Annotated in this window: 14 protein-coding genes; 11 read left to right on the plus strand and 3 right to left on the minus strand. The window is 57.6% G+C overall.

The genetic code is table 11. From position 1 onward, the window contains the following. Nucleotides 1–95 precede the first annotated feature (95 nt). On the minus strand, nucleotides 96–734 hold the full coding sequence (locus AC0YNU_RS15800; RefSeq protein WP_475758143.1) for a nitroreductase family protein: 639 nt from the start codon (nucleotides 732–734) through the stop codon (nucleotides 96–98). Nucleotides 735–1,035: 301 nt separating this feature from the next. Between AC0YNU_RS15800 and AC0YNU_RS15805 the strand changes: the two genes are divergently transcribed. The 10 genes from AC0YNU_RS15805 to AC0YNU_RS15850 are packed head-to-tail and all read left to right on the plus strand — an operon-like array spanning nucleotide 1,036 to nucleotide 11,395. Then, nucleotides 1,036–2,139, plus strand: coding sequence for a P-loop NTPase family protein (locus AC0YNU_RS15805; RefSeq protein WP_475758145.1), 1,104 nt, complete (start codon nucleotides 1,036–1,038; stop codon nucleotides 2,137–2,139). Between the two features lie 12 nt (nucleotides 2,140–2,151). Next, on the plus strand, nucleotides 2,152–3,390 hold the full coding sequence (locus tag AC0YNU_RS15810) for a CpaF family protein (protein WP_475758147.1): 1,239 nt from the start codon (nucleotides 2,152–2,154) through the stop codon (nucleotides 3,388–3,390). After that, on the plus strand, nucleotides 3,387–4,223 hold the full coding sequence (locus tag AC0YNU_RS15815) for a type II secretion system F family protein (RefSeq protein WP_475758149.1): 837 nt from the start codon (nucleotides 3,387–3,389) through the stop codon (nucleotides 4,221–4,223). The genes AC0YNU_RS15810 and AC0YNU_RS15815 overlap by 4 nt, the downstream gene beginning before the upstream one ends. 14 nt (nucleotides 4,224–4,237) lie before the next feature. Continuing rightward, the gene (locus AC0YNU_RS15820) at nucleotides 4,238–5,098 is read left to right on the plus strand and encodes a type II secretion system F family protein (protein WP_475758151.1); all 861 of its coding nucleotides are present in this window, start codon (nucleotides 4,238–4,240) and stop codon (nucleotides 5,096–5,098) included. 37 nt (nucleotides 5,099–5,135) lie between these two features. Further along, nucleotides 5,136–5,327, plus strand: coding sequence for a Flp1 family type IVb pilin (locus tag AC0YNU_RS15825; protein WP_475758153.1), 192 nt, complete (start codon nucleotides 5,136–5,138; stop codon nucleotides 5,325–5,327). After that, a complete protein-coding gene (locus AC0YNU_RS15830) occupies nucleotides 5,320–6,018 on the plus strand; it encodes a TadE family protein (RefSeq protein ID WP_475758155.1) in 699 nt (232 codons plus the stop codon). The genes AC0YNU_RS15825 and AC0YNU_RS15830 overlap by 8 nt, the downstream gene beginning before the upstream one ends. Further along, nucleotides 6,015–8,276 (plus strand): hypothetical protein, encoded by a 2,262-nt coding sequence (locus tag AC0YNU_RS15835; RefSeq protein WP_475758157.1) that lies wholly within the window; start codon nucleotides 6,015–6,017, stop codon nucleotides 8,274–8,276. The genes AC0YNU_RS15830 and AC0YNU_RS15835 overlap by 4 nt, the downstream gene beginning before the upstream one ends. Beyond that, the gene (locus tag AC0YNU_RS15840) at nucleotides 8,239–9,294 is read left to right on the plus strand and encodes a TadE/TadG family type IV pilus assembly protein (RefSeq protein ID WP_475758159.1); all 1,056 of its coding nucleotides are present in this window, start codon (nucleotides 8,239–8,241) and stop codon (nucleotides 9,292–9,294) included. Before AC0YNU_RS15835 ends, AC0YNU_RS15840 begins: the two co-directional genes overlap by 38 nt. Further along, nucleotides 9,287–9,805, plus strand: a complete 519-nt coding sequence (locus AC0YNU_RS15845) for an A24 family peptidase (protein WP_475758161.1) — start codon at nucleotides 9,287–9,289, stop codon at nucleotides 9,803–9,805. The genes AC0YNU_RS15840 and AC0YNU_RS15845 overlap by 8 nt, the downstream gene beginning before the upstream one ends. 21 nt (nucleotides 9,806–9,826) lie before the next feature. After that, a complete protein-coding gene (locus tag AC0YNU_RS15850; protein WP_475758164.1) occupies nucleotides 9,827–11,395 on the plus strand; it encodes a DUF6382 domain-containing protein in 1,569 nt (522 codons plus the stop codon). A 9-nt stretch (nucleotides 11,396–11,404) separates the two neighbouring features. On the opposite strand, the gene AC0YNU_RS15855 is transcribed toward AC0YNU_RS15850, so the two are convergent. Further along, on the minus strand, nucleotides 11,405–12,307 hold the full coding sequence (locus AC0YNU_RS15855; RefSeq protein WP_475758166.1) for a TIGR01777 family oxidoreductase: 903 nt from the start codon (nucleotides 12,305–12,307) through the stop codon (nucleotides 11,405–11,407). Nucleotides 12,308–12,381: 74 nt separating this feature from the next. Then, nucleotides 12,382–12,813 carry a DUF2621 family protein gene (locus AC0YNU_RS15860; RefSeq protein WP_475758168.1) on the minus strand — a complete coding sequence of 144 codons (432 nt, stop codon included), beginning with the start codon at nucleotides 12,811–12,813 and terminating at the stop codon, nucleotides 12,382–12,384. A gap of 216 nt (nucleotides 12,814–13,029) precedes the next feature. Here AC0YNU_RS15860 and AC0YNU_RS15865 point away from each other — a divergent pair, with 216 nt between their 5' ends. Beyond that, nucleotides 13,030–14,157, plus strand: coding sequence for a deoxyribonuclease IV (locus AC0YNU_RS15865; protein WP_475758170.1), 1,128 nt, complete (start codon nucleotides 13,030–13,032; stop codon nucleotides 14,155–14,157). Nucleotides 14,158–14,175: the final 18 nt, after the last annotated feature.

Here is a 14,175-nt window from a genome sequence, read left to right on the forward strand (position 1 = left end):
GGTTCGGTGCGCCTTACTAGCTGGACATTAAAAAGCCCTCGCGGTCTCTGATAGAGAACGGAGGGCTTTCGATAGTTATAAGAGATGCAACGAAATTAGAACGATTCGTTGATGACGAGCGTGCTAAGCGGCAGACGAGCGGATGCATGCGCTGGAGCCGCTGCTTCGCCGAGCGCGATCATAACGACCGGGATATAACGCGAAGGAATGTTCAGTGCTTCCACGAGCTTCTCTTTGTCGAAGCCGCCCATTGGAACCGTGTCGTAGCCTTTTTCTTTTGCTGCAAGCATCAGCTGCATAGCTGCGAAGCCGGCATTTTTGTTCGCTTCGTCACGCGCGACTTGCTCGAACGAATATGCGCCGTCGATTTGAGCGATCATCGTATCCGCTACTTCTTTCGGCATATGGCCTGCTGCCACGGCGCCTTCGAAGATTTCGCGGCCCGTGATGTTCGCTTGCAGATCACCCAGGACGATGATGACAGCCGAAGCGTCGGACACTTGCTGTTGGCCGTATGCGATCGGAAGCACGAGATCTTTCTGTGCTTGGTCCTGGATAACCAGGAAGCGCCATTGCTGCAGATTCCATGAGGATGGAGCAGTTGCCGCGAGCTCGAGAATTCCGTTCAGGTCCGCTTCGGGAATGACCACGTCTCTCTTGTACTTGCGTACGGAATTGCGGGCGCGCATGACTTGTTCTGCCGTCAAGGCAGCCGATGTATTGGTTGTGTTCATTATGAATTCTTCCTCTCCATATGTGGTTGAAATGTAAAATTAAGTAACTCATCTTTTATGTCGTTACTAACTTGAGTATACCTTGCTTACAAAATATAAGCAACTAATAAATTCGTAAGCAAGTCTTAAAGGCGAGCCGAAAGTTAGCGTGAAGAGGGGTTGACACCATAATCCTTCCATGGTAAATTATGGTCAATTATATGAAGTTCGCTACGGAAGCACCGTAACTGCGCAGAACCTTGCGTCGTTATGGTGCTTTTTTGCGTTCTTCTCATCCTGGAGGAGTGTGGAACCGAGCATCATGAACAAACGAAATCTAATCGTGGCGGTAAAAGAAAGCGCCTATGTCGAGCGGCTGGCCGATTATATCCGTCATTCCGCCTTCGGAGAAAGCTGGCAGTTGACTGCATTCACGAACGCGGCAGCGCTCCGCGGTTTTATTCGCGGCGGCTACTCGGTCGACCTGCTTGCCGCGCAATCCGCGATGCTGGAGGAGCTCGGCGAGCTGCCTGCGCCGATTGCGACGGCCGCATTCGTCGAGTTTCACGGGCAGTCTCGTCATGCGAACGAATTGCTGCAGTATCAGCCGCTGCCTCAACTGCTTCAAGCCTTCACTGCGTTGTATGCGGCTAGCGGCCATACGCTTCCTAAGCCTGCGCTCCGTGGACAGGGACCTGTAGTTGCGGCTGTATACTCCGCATCGGGCGGTTCGGGCAAGACCACGCTTGCCATGCAGCTGGCGAGGCATGCCAGCATATCGGGAGTCCAATCGTTCTATTTGAATTTAGAGCAGTGGAATGGTTCCATGGCCTCGGAGGAGACGGCCGGGGGAGGCGATGATTTTGCCAAGCTTCTCTATACGCTCCAATCGGAGCCTGGCAAAGGGGCGTCTGCCGTCTCGGCGCTTCGCCGGCGCCATCCTGTGCTGGGAATGGACATGTTCGTCCCTAGCGACAATCCGGACGAAAGGCTGTCACTCGGGGCTGAACAAGCCCAAAGTCTGGTCACCGCGATCGCGGACACCGGCGACTACGGCTTCATCGTCGTTGATTTGGACAGCAGGCTGGATGTGCTGCATGCCGGCGTGTTCGAGGCATGCGATACGATTCTGTGGCTCGTGACGCCGGACGCCGCAAGCGGGCGCAAGAACGAGCTGGCGATGCGATATGCCGACCGCAAATTCGGCCAGGCCTTCCGAGATCAGCAGCCGAAATTCCGCTTCGTTCAGAAGGGCGCCTTGCCGAATCGGGAGGACTTGCCAAGCGGAAGCTCTTCCCGGCTCGACGCTGTGCTTCCGTACGTGGAGGAATGGGCGGGCGGCGATCATTTGAACGCGACCGGTGCGATGGTTCCCCATTACAGGGGAGCCGTAGACGGGCTGGTTCGCAAGCTCGGTATTTTGTAAGGAGGCGGGAACATGCGCGAAGAAACGGTGCAGCTCTTGAAGGAGCGCATTCGCGGGCAGCTGGAATTGGACAGCGCCATATCCGACGGCGAGCTCACGGCCAAGATCGAACGCGTCGTTTTCGGATGGTGCGCCGAGCATCCCCTGCCGGCCGGGGAGAAGATTCAATTGGTTCGCCGGTTGTTTCACGCCTTCCGCGGGCTGGATCTCATTCAGCCCTTGATGGATGATCCCTCCGTGACGGAGATCATGATCAACGGTCATGAGGAGCTGTTCGTCGAGCGGGGCGGTCGACTGACGCGGCTGCCGTTCGCTTTCGAGAGCCGGGAACGGTTGGAGGATTTGATTCAATCGGTCGTAGCCGGCGTGAATCGCGTCGTGAACGAATCGTCGCCGATCGTGGACGCCCGCTTGAAGGATGGATCGCGGGTTCATATCGTGCTGCCGCCGGTCGCGCTGAAAGGGCCGACGATGACGATTCGGAAATTCCCGGACAAGCCGCTTCTGATGCAGGATCTGATCAAGCTCGAGGCTCTTCCGGACGAGGCGGCCGCGCTGCTGGAGAAGCTCGTTCGGGCGAAATACAACATTTTCATCAGCGGGGGGACAGGTTCCGGCAAAACAACGTTTCTGAATGCGCTGTCCCAGTTCATTCCCGACGACGAACGTCTCGTCACGATCGAGGATGCGGCAGAGCTGCAGATCGTGTCCGTCCCCAATCTCGTCACGATGGAGACGCGCAATGCGAACACCGAGGGGAAGGGGGCCATCTCCATGCGCGAGCTGATCCGGGCTTCGCTGCGGATGAGGCCGAATCGCATAATCGTCGGGGAAGTGCGGGGCGGGGAGGCAATCGACATGCTGCAAGCCATGAATACTGGGCATGACGGATCGCTCTCTACGGGCCATTCTAACAGCGCAAGAGACATGATCGCGCGCCTGGAGACGATGGCGCTTAGCGGTGCCGAGCTTCCCGTTGCGGTCATTCGGCAGCAGATCGCATCTGCGATCGACATCGTCGTGCATCTGTCCAGGCTGCGCGACCGATCTCGTCGGGTAACGGAAATCTGCGAAGTGACCGGCGTCGTGAACGGTGAAGTAGCGCTCCAGCCGTTATATCGCTTCGAGGAAGAAGGCGAGCGGAACGGCCGATTGATCGGCGGTTTGAAGCGCGCCGGCAATGAGCTGCAGCGCACCTGGAAGCTGAGAATGGCAGGCATATCCGATGTTTGGGGAGGCAGAGGCGCGTGAAGCAGCAAGGACGGCGGAAGAAAGATTGGGCGGAATGGCTCGCTTGGCCGGATTCCGCGGCGGCAAGAGCAGGCGTCCATGCCGCAGGGGGCTTGATTCATTATTCGGAGTACCGGCTGACCAGGCAGCAATTCATGACGGCATGCGTGTTCGGCGGCGGAATCGTGTTTGCTGCAGCCTTCTTGTTCTATCGTTCGGTGCCGGCTGCACTGTTATTGTCCGCTGCGGGAATCGTCGTCCCCCGGTTGTACCGGAGGTTCCTGCTGGAACGACGAAAGCAGCGGCTCGCGCAGCAGTTCAAGGAGGCGCTCTATTCCATCGCTTCGTCGCTTGCGGCAGGCAGATCCGTCGAGAATGCGTTTTTGACGGCCCAGGAGGATCTGCATCTGCTATATCCCAGTCCGAATACGGAAATCATTATCGAATTCGAAATCGTCGCCGCTCGTATAGGTTACGGGGAGCCGCTGGAGCAGGCGCTGAACGATTTCAGCCGAAGAGCTCGCATCGATGACATCATGCAGTTTGCCGACGTCTTCATGACGTGCAAACGATCCGGGGGAGATATGGTGGACGTCATTCGCCGCACGTCCCAAATGATCGGCGAGAAGCTCGAGGTGCAGCAGGAAATCGCGGTCATGGTCGCGCAGAAACGATTCGAATCCCGGATCATGATGGCTGTTCCGTTCATTTTTTTGGCTTTTCTCAGCATTTCCGCGCCGGACTATATGAAGCCGTTGTACAGCGGAGCGGGTTATTTTCTGCTGACCGGCGCGCTGCTCGCTCTTGGTTTCTGTTACATGCTCATGTCCAAAATCATGAAAATCCGTCTATAAGGAGATGGTCGCCGATGATGGTTGCTTGGGCAGTGGGACTGCTGTTGACGGTCGTATGGAGCTTCTCGCTGTATTTGAGCGAGCGCGATCGCATGAAGGGAAGCAAGAGCGAGCCGAAGGAGCGCCTCCTTGCGGCGCCGTTTAAAGCGCTGCTCCATCGGAGCGGGCTGCTGGATCGGTTTCAGCCGCTCGCGGCCGGCTTGCACGGCAGGCTGCTCCTTCTGAAAGGAAGCACATGGTCCGCCGAAGCCAGCCGCGGATTCATTGCCGAAGCAATCGGTTTCGGCTTTGTGGCGATGTGGGCAGGGGCTTGGCTGAGCGTGCTGAGCGGAGAACCGATGCTGGTTGGTCTCGGGCTGCTCTTCGGCTTGGTCATTCCGGCGGCGAAATGGAAGGATGTCGCCGGACAAGTCGCGCGCCGGAAGCAGGACATTGTGCTGCTGCTGCCGGAGGTGCTGGGTAAATTGATGCTGCTGCTCGGCGCGGGGGAGACGCTGCAGCGTGCCTTGGTACGCTGCGCGGAGCGGAACGACGAGCAGGGGCAGCATCCGCTGCTGCTCGAGCTGCGGCGGGTGAACGAATCCGTCCGCAACGGAGAACCGTTTGCCGCGGCGATGGAAATTTTCAGCCGGCGCTGCGGCGTGCAGGAAGTGTCCGTCTTCACGACGACGCTACTGCTCAATTATAGGCGCGGCGGAGACCGGCTGGTGCTCTCGCTCAAGGAACTGTCCTATTCGCTGTGGGAGAAGCGCAAGGCAGTCGTTCGCGCAAGGGGCGAGGAAGCGTCCTCGAAGCTTGTGTTTCCGCTCGTCGGTATCTTTTTTGTCCTGATGGTGCTTGTTGCGTCGCCTGCCATTCTGATGATGCGGGGCTAGCGAGTATAGAAGAAAACACTCATGTAGGGAGAGGATTATGTTGTCGAAGTGGAAACAAGCGGTTCGGAATTTTTGGAAAGGCGAGGAAGGCTTAGGCACGCTGGAGGTCGTGCTTATCATTGCGGTTGTCATTATTCTGGCGCTTCTGTTCAAGGACTGGATCATTGATTTGCTCAAAAATCTAATGGGCAGCGCGGACGAGAAGGCGAATGAAATCTTCGATGAATAGAGCTAATCCTTGGATGGCCGCTCTCGCGAAAAGGGAGGACGGCAGCTTCACGCTGGAGGCCAGCATGGTGTTCCCCGTGCTGTTCCTTGCCTTAATCTCGCTTCTCATGCTGAGCATGTACACCTATCAGACCGTCGTGCTCTATCATGCGGCTTCGAAAACAGCGGAGCGGACAGCCTTTCGCTGGGATAACAGCGCCCGCGACCCTATCAGCGGTATTGCACCGACGGGGCAATACGACGGATTGTATTGGCGAATGGCGGACAACGGCGCGTTGAAATCGTTGTTTGATTTTGGCGGAGAGAGCGGCGGCGAAGCTGGAGTCAGCATGGCCATCGGTACTGCCGAGGAGGGTAGCGAGGAGGGACGCTCGCTGCCCGAGCGAAAAATGAGCGCGGAAGCCGGCAGAGTCGGCAGCCCGTTTGAAGGCGAGTCTCGTTATTACGGCGCAATCGAGAAACGGGTCGAGCTCAAGCTGCGCCAGCCGCTCTCCATTCCTCTGCTGGATACGTTCCTCGGACATTCGGAGCCTATGACCAAGGGATCGGCTTCCATCGTCGATCCCGTCGAGCTGATCCGTAACGTTGACTTGGTACGTTACTATGCCGGCAAGTTCAAAGGCGGGTTAAGCGGCGATCAACGCAAGCAGGCGCAGGTTATTTTGGGCGATCGGCAGGCGTCCAAACCATGATACGGAAGCGACGCTTTCGGTGGGAGGAATGCTGGCGGCTTGGGGGAAACCGGTTAAGCTTGTCGGTTTGGCGCAGGGCGGATGGCGCGGTGTCGCTGTATTTGATCGTTGCGACGGCCGCGATGCTGCTTTTCACTTCGCTGCTGATCGACTATGCGCGGATCGCCGCTTTCGACAAACAGACCGAGTTGGCCGCGCAGTCCGGTATTCGTTCGGCGCTCTCTGCCTACGATCAGTCGCTGTATGAGCGGTACGGACTGTTCGGCGCGGGCGGTACGGACAGAAGCGAGCTGTTCGCGCTGGCGGCCGAGCATAACTGGCCCGCCGATAACGGCAATCATTTTCAATGGCTTCGTATCCGGCGGGAAGCGTCGCATGTGGATACCGAGGAAGTACTCGGGAATCAACTCGTTTTTACCCGTCAAGTGCTCGAGGAAATGAAATATAAAGCGCCGATCGATTTTACGATGGAGATCGTGTCGCGTTTTGCGCCAATGAGCGCCGCGATGAAGGAGGCATCCGCGACAATCGGAGGACTCGAGGACATCCGGCAGCTCTACGAAGATCGCGAGGAGCATCTCGAACGAGCAGCCCGGCTTCAGGAGGGAGCAGCGGCTCGGGTATCCGATCTGAACGGAGCGCTGTCGACCGCCTCTGGCATTTTCAGCGGATATGGTGCTTACGAAAGTTGGCGTCAAGAGGATGCTTCGCTTGGCGAGGATGAAGAGCCGAAGCATACGGACGCCATTGCTGCCTATGCGGCCCGTTCGCAGGCCGCTGCCGCCGCCGTGAAGAGCGCCGCCGATACCGGCCTGGAACGTCATGGCAGCGACACGGCGCAAGCTTTGTCCGAGCTGATGGCCGCAGAGCAGCTGAACGCCGCGATCGCTTCCGCAGCCGAACGTATGCGGCAGTCGCAGGACACGAGCGGATACGACAAGTTATCGGGCGCGGACGCAGCCGGGAAGGACAGTTCTTCCATGACTGCGGAGGAATTCTCGCAACTCGAACAAACAAGGACATCCGCCGAAGGGCTTGTCTTGGAGGAGGCGTGGTTCACGGACTATCGCCAAGAGCTCAATGAGCAGCTCGGGGACTACCGGAGCATCAATGCCGCAGCGGCTGCGTTCCAGGCTGCTGTCCAGTCAGCCGTCTCTACGACAGGTATGGCTGCTAGTCTTGACGGGGCTTGGTCGGATTTGAATGGTGCTGCCCATCGTTACGAGGCCAGTTACTCCAATCCCGGAACGGTCATTATTGCCAGAAAGAATGAATTCCAACGAAGGCACGCTCATGATGCAGAGCGCAAATCCAATGAAGCCGCGGCGAAAACCAAATGGTCCGAAGTGAAATCGATGCTCGGGGGGCTGAAGTCCGACCCCAGTCAAGAAGAGCAGAAGAAAGCTTTCGAAGAGGTGAAACAGCTGGCAGCGGACAATTTGCAATTTAATCAAGCTGCCAGCGAAGAGCTGGATAACGATGCCGATGCTGGCCGTTCAGACGATGCTGACCGCTCAGACGATGCCGGAGATGAAGCCAAGTCTGCCTTGGCGTCCATGGGCACGATGTTCGGCGGTATGGCCGACCTTCTGGAAGGGATTCGCGATCCGCTTTATGTCAACGAATACGTCGTTCATCGCTTTCGCAGCTTTGATCCTACGCAGCTCCGCGGGATGATATCCGGCGGCGGTCAAGGCGATCGAGCGTCATTCTCGAAGGCGCTTGCCCTCGAGAACCAGGAGGTCGAGTACATCCTCTACGGGTTTCAGGAGCCGGAGGCCAATGTCGCTGCCGCGGTCGGTGAGATCTTCGCGGCGAGGCTGGCCATTCGGACGATGGAAGGACTTATCGCATGCAGGGCGCTCGGGCATCCGCTGCTCGTATTGTCGGCGGCCGTGCTGTATGGGTTGGAGAAGGCGATTGCGGACATGGCGGTTCTATCGGAGAAAGGGAAGGTACAGCTCTCGAAGTACGTGCCGGCCGAGTTGACCTATGCTGATTACCTGCGTGTCTTTCTCATCCTTCACGGCAGCGGCGGCCAAGCGCGGACTTCCCGCATCATTGCCGTCATCGAGCATAATACGGGTGCCGATCTGACCATGGCGGCCACGGGCTTATCCGGTGAGATGACGTCCTCGGTCAACTTATGGTTCCTGCCGGGACTGATGAGGGCGTTTACGGCAACGGGCATTTTGAATGGAAAGGTAAAGGACGGCCGCTATGAGAAAACGCAGACGATCGGTACCTCTTACGGATGAACGGCGGGGCGAACGAGGCAGCATAGCGCTAGAAGCGAGTTTAGTGCTGCCCGTCGTGCTGATGGTGGCTATCTTCTTCATTATGCTCATTAAATTGAGCGCGGCACAGATGGCGCTGCATGGCGCCGTCTCGCAAACGGTCAGGCAGGCCGCTGCCAATATTCATCCGATCGATCTCGCCGTTAGAGAGGGGATGCGGGACGAAGGCAGCTCATCGGAATTGCCCGTTGGGGGGAGTGCGACGAACGATGGTTCGGCGGCATCATCCGACGATTCGCAGACCGCAGAAGATAGCGTCGCAGCTCAAGAACCTTCGGCCGCTGTCCGGTTTCTGGCGGACAAGCTGGAAGGCTGGCTGCCCCCGCCTTCAGGCCCGATACTAGCAGCAGCGCTGCGAGGGGATTGGAAATCGATTCAAGATACCGCGGCTGCGGAGGTTGGCCGTTCCATTATCGAGCCGATGCTGCGCCATGAAGCGGATACGGCGATTCTGGATCCTGAACGGCTAAGGCTCAGCAAGATTTCGCTGCCCGACTTGAAGGACCGGAGCGACTTGTCCATATCCATGGAAGTGGAATATGCGTTCAAGCTCGGCTTCCCGTTTACGCGCAAAACCATCGTTCTTACGGAACGGGCAGAGGAGCGGGTATGGACGCCCGATATCGTTCCTTCACTTCGGACTGGGAGCGCTTCGGACTCCGAGCATGCGCCGATCCAAATCGTGCTGGTGGAGCCTTCTCCCGTAAGACCAGGCAACAAAGCGCGAGTGGTCGTGAAGACGAGTCCCGGGCGAAGCCTGTCCATCCAGGTGCATTATAAGAGCGGCCAAAGCACGGCTAAACATTTGGGGGATACGGTTACCGACGGCGAAGGCTTAGCGGACTGGACATGGCACGTATCGGGCAATACGACCCCGGGAACCTGGGAGATCGTCGTAACGGCAGATGACGGGACGTCGGCTGCCAAACATTTTGTCGTGCAGAAGAAACAGACCGAAGGAGACGGATCCAATGGATAGCACGCTGACCTGTATCATAGGAGCCTTGTTCGTCATCGCTGCGTTTGTCAGCGACATTCGGTCGATGACCATTCCCAACAAGCTGAACCTCGCGTTTCTTGCGGCAGGTGTCGCCTATCACTTGATAACTGGAGGTCTCGCCGGGGGAACACTGGCTTTGGCTGGCTGCGCGGCAGGCCTGGTGCCGCTGCTGCTGCTCTACCTGCTCAAAGGGATCGGAGCGGGAGACGTCAAGTTTTTTGCGGCATTAGGCGCGGTTGTAGGCGCGGCGGACGTCTTGCAAATCTTTATGTATGCCGTACTGTACGGCGGATTGCTGGGACTCGTCATGCTGGTTATCAATCGCTCGTTCGGCAGGCGGATTCTGCTTGGCGCGGTATCGGTCATCGTAGCCGAATCCCGGCTTCGTGCTTGGGAGGCAAGCTTCGCGGATGGCGGAAGCCTGCGGTTTCCGTTCATGATCGCTGTCGTGCCGGGAGCTCTAACGGCATGGTACATGATGGCGTTTTAACTTTGAAAGGAGGAAGCAAGGATGCTTCTAGATGAGCTTCGGGTCGATTTCGCCATGAAACGCGGCCATGAAATGATCGTGGACTTGAAGTCCGGCATGAAACGGGAACAGCTGGACAGCATTGAAATCCAAATGCTGCAGGGACAGCGTATACCCAAGCATCTGCCGGTGGAGTGGATAGACATTGACGGCGAAATCACGTTCCGTTATCCGCTCAACGGTAAACGAATGCTGATGCATCGTCTCCAAACCCAGCGAATGACGATGTTCGACTTTTATACGCTGCTGCTGGCCGTCGTCGAGGTTTTGGACGATTGCAGACATTACATGCTCCGCGCGGAATGCTTCCTGCTGCACGAACAATATATATTCATCGGGGAGAATTGGGATGAAGCCATGCTTGCTTACGTTCCGTTGAGCGGCAAGGAAGTGGTCTCCTCCGCAGGTGAAGCCGTGTTGGCCATGGCCATCCGCTGGGTAGCCGCGATCGAAGAGCCAGATGGAATCGGTCTGCAGCAGGTGTTTCAGCATCTGCGTGGTGAACTGGTTGCCTGGGAGCGGCTCAGGCAGACGCTGCTCGCGCTACTTGGTGCCAGTACTGCCGGAATGCAAGGGAATACCGTCCAGAGTAAAGAGAAAGCTGAGGTTTTGCATTTCGTTGCTGCTGGCGAACCAAAGGTCGAGAAGGCTTCCTTCGATTCGCCGCCTGCACGAACGACGGCCGCCCGCGAGAATGTGCCGCCCGAGTCAGCTTGGGCAAGCGCAAGCGGCTGGGATCAGAAGGAACTTGGCGAGGAGGTTGACCTGCCTTTCAACGAGCTTCCCGAGAAACAGCCGTCATCCGCAATGGGATGGATCGTCGGAGCGGGGTGGGTTCTTATCGCAGCCGTCGTGTGGCGATTTATCTATCTTGCTTCTCCGTCGCAATCGAAGCTGCTCCTGTGTGCTGGACTGTCGCTCATGGCGGGGGCTATGGCTCTGATCGTATTACGCCGAATGCGAGGCGGTGCGGCGGCAGAGGGAGGGGAGAAGGGCTGGTCGGCTGACGATGCATTTGTACCGAATTCGCTCGCGCTGGGGGCCGGCGCTTCGGTGCATCCATTCTTGCGAACGAATGATGCGGCAGCAGCTAGAGAAGAAGCATTGCGGGAGAGAGAACCGAGGCGGGGCGAACCCGTAAGCAACTTGCCCGTCAGACAGATGGTTTTCAAGTCTTCCGCGGCTGACGATGCCACGGTAATGCTCGGAGATGCTGCCAAGGGGAGGCCGGCACAAGAGAATCATCGTCCATGGCTGGAACGACAAACGGAGGGACAGGCGGAGAAGATCGCGCTGGAACGGCTGCAATTTCTGATTGGCCGTTCCAGTGAAGGCACGCATTATACGGACCGGGCATCCGGCATTTCGAGGGCCCATTTAGAGCTGTCGGGCAGCGAGGGGTTCTGGTCGGTGAAAGATATGGGTTCGCGCAACGGGAGCACGCTGAACGGAAGTGCGATGATCCCGTATAAGACGTATGCGCTTGCCGATTCCGACAAGCTTCAACTTGCCGGCGAGCAGGGGCCGGTCTATATTTTCCGAGCGGGTTAACGACAGCGGTTAGCGGCCTTTCCCAAGCAGTTGGCGCAATGCGGAAGCAATGTCTGCATAGCGGAACGTAAATCCATGCTCCAGCGCCTTGCGGGGGACGGCTCGCGATCCTTCGAGCAGCAGGAAGGACAGCTCGCCAAGGACCGTCTTCAGCAGGAAGGCCGGCAACGGGAACCAATGCGGTCTGCCGGCAGCCTTGCCGACGGCCCGTCCGAAATCGTCGTTGGTCAGCGGCTCTGGCGCGCAGGCATTGACGGGGCCTTCGATGTCGGGATTATCGATGCAGAACAGAATCAAGCGGACCATGTCGTCTTCGTGAATCCATGGAATCCATTGTTTTCCGCCGCCGATCCGGCCGCCGGCGAACAGACGGTAAGGCAGCAGCATGGCCGGGAAAGCTCCGCCCTTCATGCCAAGGACGAGTCCGACGCGCAGTTTAACAAGCCTCTCCGCAGGTATACGATCAGCCGCTGCCTCCCACTGAACGACGACGGACGACAGATAGTCCTTGCCGCGGACATCGCTCTTTTCATCGTGGGCGATGCTATCGTCGGTGCCATAGATCGAAATGCCCGAAGCATTGACGACAACCCCGGGTTTATGCGCCAATGCGGCAACGGCTGCTCCGACTGCATAAGCGGCGTCCAGCCGGGATTGCAGAATCGCGTGCTTCCCTGCTTCGTTCCAGCGCCTGTTGATGGATTCTCCGGCTAGATTCACGATCGCTCCGAATCCGTCCAGCACGGAAGGCGACTCGGCAAGCTGCGACCAGGTGACATAGCGGAGCTTGGGCCCGGCTGCCCGTCGTCCCGCAGAGCGGGTGATGACGGCGACCTCGTCCCCTCGATCAAGCAATGCTTGCACCAGCAGGCTGCCCACATAGCCTGTTCCTCCCGTTACCGCCACTTTCATTGCGTACGCCTCCTCGGTTCCAGTTACTTCCTGATTACTTCCATGGTACAACAAAAGCCGCCTTGAGGGGCGGCTTATTTATTCAATAAATGCGCGTAGGGCTTGTAATCGATCTGTTCTTTCTCCAGGAAGGAAACGAGGCTGCGATAATCGCGCTTCGGCGTTGCCCGGATATAGCCCTCGATGCAGTGGCTGCGCGATACCTCGGCCGAGCCGCCTTCAACCGCCACTTGCGCGATTTTGGCTGCGATCGAATGTCTTGCAATATCTCGGAAAGCGCTTGGTACCGGCGCTACGAGCTTCTCCAGAAAATCCTTTGAATCCTCGGGCCACATGCCGCGGCTGCGCTCCACCCAATAGTTTTGCCAATCCAGCTTGGACTTGCCGTCCCGCATCGGGAGGACCTTCAGAAACTTGCGGAACATGAAGTATCCGCCGATCGACATGAAGACGATCATGACAACTGCCCAAAATACGATAAAATACATGAACCAATTCGGAGCCATCGCTAGCTTTCACCTCTTGACGCACATTATGCCATTATCTTCGGATAAATCGTACTTCATTATAAGCCATGTATTGCCTTTCCCGCAACAAAGGAAAATTCCGGAACCTAGATTTATTTCGCCATTCCTTGTAAAATAGGAAGGACAAGCGTTTAACTCGGAGACCCGCGACAAGGCAGGGTTCCGCCGTATAAACGAAAGGAGCGAAATTCGTCCATGTTGAAAATCGGTTCGCATGTTTCATTTTCTGATAAAGGGCTGCTCACCGCAGCGAACGAGGCCGTTACTTACGGCTCCAGCACGTTCATGATCTATACCGGCGCACCGCAGAACACGCGCCGCAAGCCGATGGAAGACCTGTACATTCCGGAAGGCAAGGCAGCGATGAGCGAAGCGGGGATCGACGAAATCGTCGTGCATGCTCCTTATATTGTTAATCTGGGTTCCTATAAAGACGACACATTCGAACTGGCCGTCAGATTCCTGCAAGAGGAAATCCGCCGCACGGACGCCATCGGCGTACGCAATATCGTGCTCCATCCCGGCGCCTATACGGACAAGGACGCCGAATACGGCATCGCACGGATCGCCGAAGGTCTGAATGAAGTACTGAACGGCACGAAAGAAACGAACGTGAACATCGCGCTCGAGACGATGGCCGGCAAAGGAACGGAGATCGGTCGCAGCTTCGAGGAACTTGCCTCTATTATCGACAAGGTTGCTTCCAACGATCGGTTGACCGTCTGCATGGACACCTGCCATATGCATGATGCCGGCTATGACCTGGTCAACGACGCGGACGGCGTGCTGAACGAATTCGACCGGATCGTCGGTCTGAACCGCGTCGCCGTCGTGCATGTCAACGACAGCAAGAACCCTCGCGGCGCCGGCAAGGACCGCCATGCCCCGATCGGTGCAGGCTGGATCGGCCATGACGCCATACACAACATCGTTCACCATGAAGCGCTCAAGGGACGTCCGTTCATTCTCGAGACGCCATGGATCGGCCAAGAGGACAAGACGCAGCGTCCGATGTACGAGGCGGAGATCGCTTTGCTTCGCGGCGATGCTTCGGGCCGTTTCGGCGGTCAATTCCTGGAGGACGTCGAACGCCTGCACCACTTCTTCGGCAAGCAGGACATCGACCACCGCCAGTTCGTCCTGAGCGTGTGGGATGTGCTTAAGAACGACGCGAAAGCGAAGAAAGCCGATCCTCGCGAGCCGATGGATCGTCTGTACGACCTCGTGGCCGAGCACCGCGTGCTGCCAGACCTGTCCGAAGAGGCAGTCAACCAGCGCATCACGGCTTGGTTCGCGGGCAAGACGCTGCTCGTAAACGCGTAATGCGTAAAACCGGCTTCG

The sequence above is a fragment of the Paenibacillus sp. J31P316 genome (assembly GCF_056269105.1).

Excerpts from the sequence above, each read along its gene's own strand:
- AC0YNU_RS15800 (WP_475758143.1), bottom strand. The coding sequence starts at position 734 with ATGAACACAACCAATACATCGGCTGCCTTGACGGCAGAACAAGTCATG.
- AC0YNU_RS15805 (WP_475758145.1), top strand. The coding sequence starts at position 1,036 with ATGAACAAACGAAATCTAATCGTGGCGGTAAAAGAAAGCGCCTATGTC.
- AC0YNU_RS15810 (WP_475758147.1), top strand. The coding sequence starts at position 2,152 with ATGCGCGAAGAAACGGTGCAGCTCTTGAAGGAGCGCATTCGCGGGCAG.
- AC0YNU_RS15820 (WP_475758151.1), top strand. The coding sequence starts at position 4,238 with ATGATGGTTGCTTGGGCAGTGGGACTGCTGTTGACGGTCGTATGGAGC.
- AC0YNU_RS15825 (WP_475758153.1), top strand. The coding sequence starts at position 5,136 with ATGTTGTCGAAGTGGAAACAAGCGGTTCGGAATTTTTGGAAAGGCGAG.
- AC0YNU_RS15830 (WP_475758155.1), top strand. The coding sequence starts at position 5,320 with ATGAATAGAGCTAATCCTTGGATGGCCGCTCTCGCGAAAAGGGAGGAC.
- AC0YNU_RS15835 (WP_475758157.1), top strand. The coding sequence starts at position 6,015 with ATGATACGGAAGCGACGCTTTCGGTGGGAGGAATGCTGGCGGCTTGGG.
- AC0YNU_RS15840 (WP_475758159.1), top strand. The coding sequence starts at position 8,239 with ATGAGAAAACGCAGACGATCGGTACCTCTTACGGATGAACGGCGGGGC.
- AC0YNU_RS15845 (WP_475758161.1), top strand. The coding sequence starts at position 9,287 with ATGGATAGCACGCTGACCTGTATCATAGGAGCCTTGTTCGTCATCGCT.
- AC0YNU_RS15850 (WP_475758164.1), top strand. The coding sequence starts at position 9,827 with ATGCTTCTAGATGAGCTTCGGGTCGATTTCGCCATGAAACGCGGCCAT.
- AC0YNU_RS15855 (WP_475758166.1), bottom strand. The coding sequence starts at position 12,307 with ATGAAAGTGGCGGTAACGGGAGGAACAGGCTATGTGGGCAGCCTGCTG.
- AC0YNU_RS15860 (WP_475758168.1), bottom strand. The coding sequence starts at position 12,813 with ATGGCTCCGAATTGGTTCATGTATTTTATCGTATTTTGGGCAGTTGTC.
- AC0YNU_RS15865 (WP_475758170.1), top strand. The coding sequence starts at position 13,030 with ATGTTGAAAATCGGTTCGCATGTTTCATTTTCTGATAAAGGGCTGCTC.